This window comes from Shewanella glacialipiscicola, assembly GCF_023283485.1.
GTDB lineage: Bacteria > Pseudomonadota > Gammaproteobacteria > Enterobacterales > Shewanellaceae > Shewanella > Shewanella glacialipiscicola.
In genome coordinates this window covers 1-4963 of sequence record NZ_JAKILU010000047.1, presented here as the reverse complement: position 1 = coordinate 4963, position 4963 = coordinate 1, and the positions used below count along the sequence as shown (strand labels likewise).

General features: G+C 34.9%; 3 protein-coding genes. All 3 read right to left on the bottom strand.

Annotated features, from left to right (window positions below; translation table 11 throughout):
• Positions 1 to 373 (bottom strand): hypothetical protein (locus L2717_RS17860; RefSeq protein WP_248938132.1); only part of this gene is annotated, 373 nt, incomplete at its 3' end.
• 339 nt (positions 374 to 712) lie between these two features.
• Entirely contained in the window at positions 713 to 2704 is a 1992-nt protein-coding gene (locus L2717_RS17855) for an AAA family ATPase (RefSeq protein WP_248938131.1), read from the bottom strand.
• Between the two features lie 41 nt (positions 2705 to 2745).
• Positions 2746 to 3675: a DUF2971 domain-containing protein gene (locus L2717_RS17850; protein ID WP_248938130.1), complete on the bottom strand. Its 930-nt coding sequence runs from the start codon at positions 3673 to 3675 to the stop codon at positions 2746 to 2748.
• Positions 3676 to 4963 lie beyond the last annotated feature (1288 nt).

Sequence of the window (4963 nt, the reverse complement as noted above, 5' to 3'; positions counted from 1 at the left end):
ACTGCGTGAGAGCCTCGTTGAAGCAGATTTGAGGTTTAGGCGGAATCAACTCCACCTCGCGCGCAGGCGTTAATTTGCTCTGCCGTTGAGGTATTATCGAGCTAGGACGGTCTATTTGTGCGAACTGTGTGCGTAGCTGATTAATCACCTCATCAACGTAGCGAATAAAATCATTAATGCGTGTGTGCTCATCAATCGATTTAATCAGTTTTTTGAGGGTTCCAGCGACATCAATGTTACGAATAACCGCTTCAGAGCGGTCACGAGTCAGTAAGGAGACTTTTACGTCAAAGGGAAAGCCGATATCGCGTAAGGATTTGGCTAAACAGATACGTGTGAAGTACACGTTGTTGGGGGCTCGATAAAGATACATTGTCTGAGTCAATCCTTATGGAGAGTCTCTCAAACGCCACCAACAAAAAAAGCCGTTGATAATCAACGGCTTCTTTCGTATTTAATGGCGGAGGAGTAGGGATTTGAACCCAAGCAATCAGCCACAAAATAAAACTAAAATTCATTATAATCAATAACTAATCGAAAAGTCACATCTCAGAAAGTGAACATTCGTAGTCGATATATGACATTTAAGTATTTATCGGTTAAATTGTCAATGATTAACGCCGCGTTAAGCAGACAAAAATTGTGGGTTATAATGTATAGCGAAGCGTAACCCACTGTTTTTGTTGCGTTTAAACACCTTGTTAAATGGCTTTTAAGAAAAATAACCCTTGATATCAGTAACCCAGTTAGGAATCATATCTTTTGTAGGATCATCCCTTTCACATATTTTTATATATTCCTTAGCGAAAAGAATTTTGTTATTTCCTTCGTCCTCTTTGAAGTAATTTTCTAAATCAACATTTCTAAAATTCCTAATAAAGTCACTATTACCAGATTCGTTAACAGTGCTATCTATTTGATATTCAGGGTTATCCGTTAAAGCTTCAATTGTGGTTTTGAATAGGATTGGATTTAATGCTCGTTCGATATCTGTTTCGCTAGTGTCATTATTATCCAAAGTTAATAATGAAGTAGTATCAGAATTTCCTCCATTACTTAACCTCCGAATAGATAAGGTATTGCAACCTCTATTTATCTCTTCACATCTAATTTGATCTGTATCTATTAGACAATAAACTTTCCCTGAACATCTTTCTTCTGATATTGGATTTTGTAAATATTTATAGAGTCTAATTACTTTACTTTGCCCACCCATAGGTAATATGCGTAGTCTTTTAGTTATAATTTCTTCAGCAAAGAAATATTCAAAATAAATTTTTTCACTAATACCTTCACAAATTATCCAATTATATGGTTCTGCATTTTTTAAAGAATAAAAAATGGATTGAACTAAATCATATGTACTCTTTAGTATGAAATTACTTGGTATTTGATTTCTTGAAGTTGAAATAGCAGTTTGAATTTCCGAACGGTAATTGTATAGATCGTAAGTTTCAAACCCAATTTTATTATCCGTAACATTAAGGAAGTGACCAAACCCTTCACTTACCACTGGTAAAAATCCATACCAATGTGTTGTTATTAAAATCTGATTTAATTCTGAGACTTCTTTTAACTTTTCAAATTGGTCATAACAAAGTGCAGTATGCAAAGAGTTTTCAGGTTCATCAATGGCAATAATCACCATCGTTTCTCTATCTGGATTCCTTTTAAGAAAAGCGTAAACTAAGTTGATTAACGCCTGTCGTTTCTCACCTGCACTTAACTCACTAACTTTTGTAAGCTCACCACCACTTTTTTTATTTAATATCCTCTTTTGGAAGTAAACCTCTAAAATTTTATTAACAATATCTGATTTCGTAACACTATTATTTCTTCGTTGACCTGTATCGTAACAGTACTTATTTTCTAAGATCTCTTCAATTTCTGAAACAAAACTATCTAGAGAGTCGTTAATTCCACCTTGATTTACAAAGTTTACTGAGGTCAAAGCACTTTCAATTTCATCTTTCAGCCTTTTATCAAAAATCTTCTGCATTTCTCTCGTTTCAATTTTTGTAAAGCTTTCAACTTCAATTTCTACTGGAAAATAAACATATGAGTACATCTCTTTCAAATAAGATGAAACATCTCTCCACTCTTTCAGTGCGACTTTCTTATTTAACTCATCACGTAATTCCGAAATTTTATTTCTTTTTTCAGTAGCGTCCATATCTAAAAAAACTTCACTTCCAAGTTCCAAGAAACTTAATAAGAAGCCTTCTTCACCATGAAAACTGGCGAAGTATGGCTTAGGAGTAGAAATTAAATTCTGTTCCCCAAAAACAAAAAAATAATGTGTTTCTTGTGAATAATTTTCATCTGTAAGTAGAGGTTCTCTTAGTTCAAAAAATTCTTTCATGGAAGATTGCACGCCAGCATGTAAACTTGTTTTTTGCACGTTCCAAAAATATAGGCTTAACAACTCAAATAGTCTTTTATGACTTCTGACTTTTGCCTTCTCAATTAGGAATACAGGAGCCGCAAAAGGTTCATTTCCCGTTGTATTTATTCCATCACTTAATGCGCTTTTATTTATTGGGTATGATTTATTATTAAAAAATGAATCTAAAGTCTCTAAAATGGAACTCTTACCCGCACCGTTTTCACCTACATAAGTAACAAACTTATAAGTACGACCGATTGGCACAAAGTTTATACCTTTATAAGCTTTAATATGTTTTAAAAACAGTCCTATTATCATTTTACTTTAACCTTATTAACGGTATATAAATCGATTTGTGATCAGCCATTTAACGCCGCATTAAGCGGACAAAAATAGTGGGTTAAAATGTGTAGCGAAGCGAAACGTAACCAACTATTTTTGTTCCATTTAAATGCCTTAATATATTTTTTAGCTACAATTTTATATGAAGTTTTGTCTATTTCAGTTCGATAAATTTGAGTCTTGGGGAAGTACTGCTGGAGTATAGCTATAAGTACTTTTTGCTTACTCAATGGCATTTTGAAACCAATGAATACTTTCTCCAATGCGTCATTACTATATTTATGTAGGCCTTTGCTACCGCTAATAAAGCGTAATTCACCTTCATATTCCCATTGGTTATGCTTAAATTTAATTGTATCAAAGTATGATTCATCAGGATGAGGTACATATTTAATAGGGTTTACAACTTGTGTTTCTGTAACATATTCAACTTTACAGAATCCAATTTTGCTTTCTGTATTTAGCCCGTTAATGGATTGAAGAAATTCACTGGCAGAAAATTGAAGACAGAATCCCGTAAAACCTACTCCATAACGTGACCACATAAGCATATTTTCACTATGAAAAGTGTCTTCATGAACGTCTAATGATGTAGAAAAAATATTCAATGAATTTAATAAATTGGTATGTTCATTTTTCACAAACTCAATACCTTTATCAAATTTACTCAAAAACCCTACCGGATCTTGTTTATAAACCTTTTCTACATAATCTAAAGCCTCTTCAGATGAAATATTTAATTCCTTCTCGCGATCGATGGCTCCAGCTTTAATGCATTGAACTATTTTATCATCTTTGTTCTTTGGAACTTCGTATCGTACTGAAACTTCAAAAGGATCATTTAAAGAATCTAAATCGGAGAACCAAACAGTTTGATCTGCTAATGCAGATAATGAATTTTCATTAAATGACGCAAATTTATATAATCGATCTGTTGGAAATACCATCTTCACCTCTAAAAATATAACATCTTATTGAAGGGCTTGCGCTGTAAAGTCAGTCCCTTAACTTATTGATTAATAACATCCTACATTTGCTATCTTATTGAAGTAAAGCAACTTATTGTGCCTAACAGACAAAAACAAACCGAGCTTGCGCGTAAAGTAGAATTTGTGGTCACTACACTAAAAATTAAAGACAATAAAATCAGAGTATTACGATTTTATTGTTTTTAATACTATACAACTAAAGAACGATTTTTAGCGTAAATCGATGAAATACCATTATAACTGTACATAAAAACAGTACGTACCACATAAAAGTGTGCATATTGATTTTATCTTTCACGCTTTTGATTTCTTCACATGCGCAGCATGTGGCTTTGGGGGTTAAGGGGTCTCCCCTTGCCCGAGCTTGTATCCGACCTTTTTGGAACAAAAAGTGGGATACAAGCGTACCGGGTTACGCTGTAGCCCCACTTATTTAGTGGGCTGCTTTGGCTTCGCACTCACCGAGTGCGGGGCGATTTAAAATTGCACTATTAACGTGAAAATGCGTTTTCTCAGCAAAATATTTAATTGATTTGCGCTCGTAGAAGCCAGTTTTGCGGCTGAGAAATACTGTGACGGGTAAGCTCTCTCATTTCTCAGACTAACTATTGGCGCTGTGAGCGTGAATTTTGCCGTTACTTTGCTAACGATTGCCATTATTTACACTCTGTGGCCGCAATTTAGGAAAAATTACTCAACCAAGAGCCTATTCGGGGTCGTGAGGCTGATTAATCATTCAAATTGATTGTTCAAATAGTATAGAAACAGTGTCGATAGCCTTATTTGATGTGTGCCAATGTGACTTTTAAGGTGTTCGTCTGCGCTTACATAAGCCATGTAGTGTTACGCTTAGCTTTTTGACGATTACGCGATACTTTTTCGCACTCACTGAGAGCGAAGCCTTTTTTTCGCTTTACTCTATAGCTTGTGCCCTGTGGGTTACAGCGCAGTTAAGACTGCTGATTGAGTTAGATCATGTTTTAAACTAGCGTTTTACTTGTGAGTTTTATTTCGCACTCACCGAGTGCGAAGCGATTTAACATGGTTATTTAAACATGAAAATTCACTTTCTCAGCAAAACTTTTGATTAATTTGCGCCCGTAGGATTCGGTATGGCGTCTGAGAAATGATGTAGCTAGTGAACTCCATCATTTCTCAGGCTGATTGCGGGTGCTGTGAGAGCAAATTTTGGCGTGTAAACGCACTCAGAATTTGCTGAGAGTGGCTATGATTGGCACTCTACGGT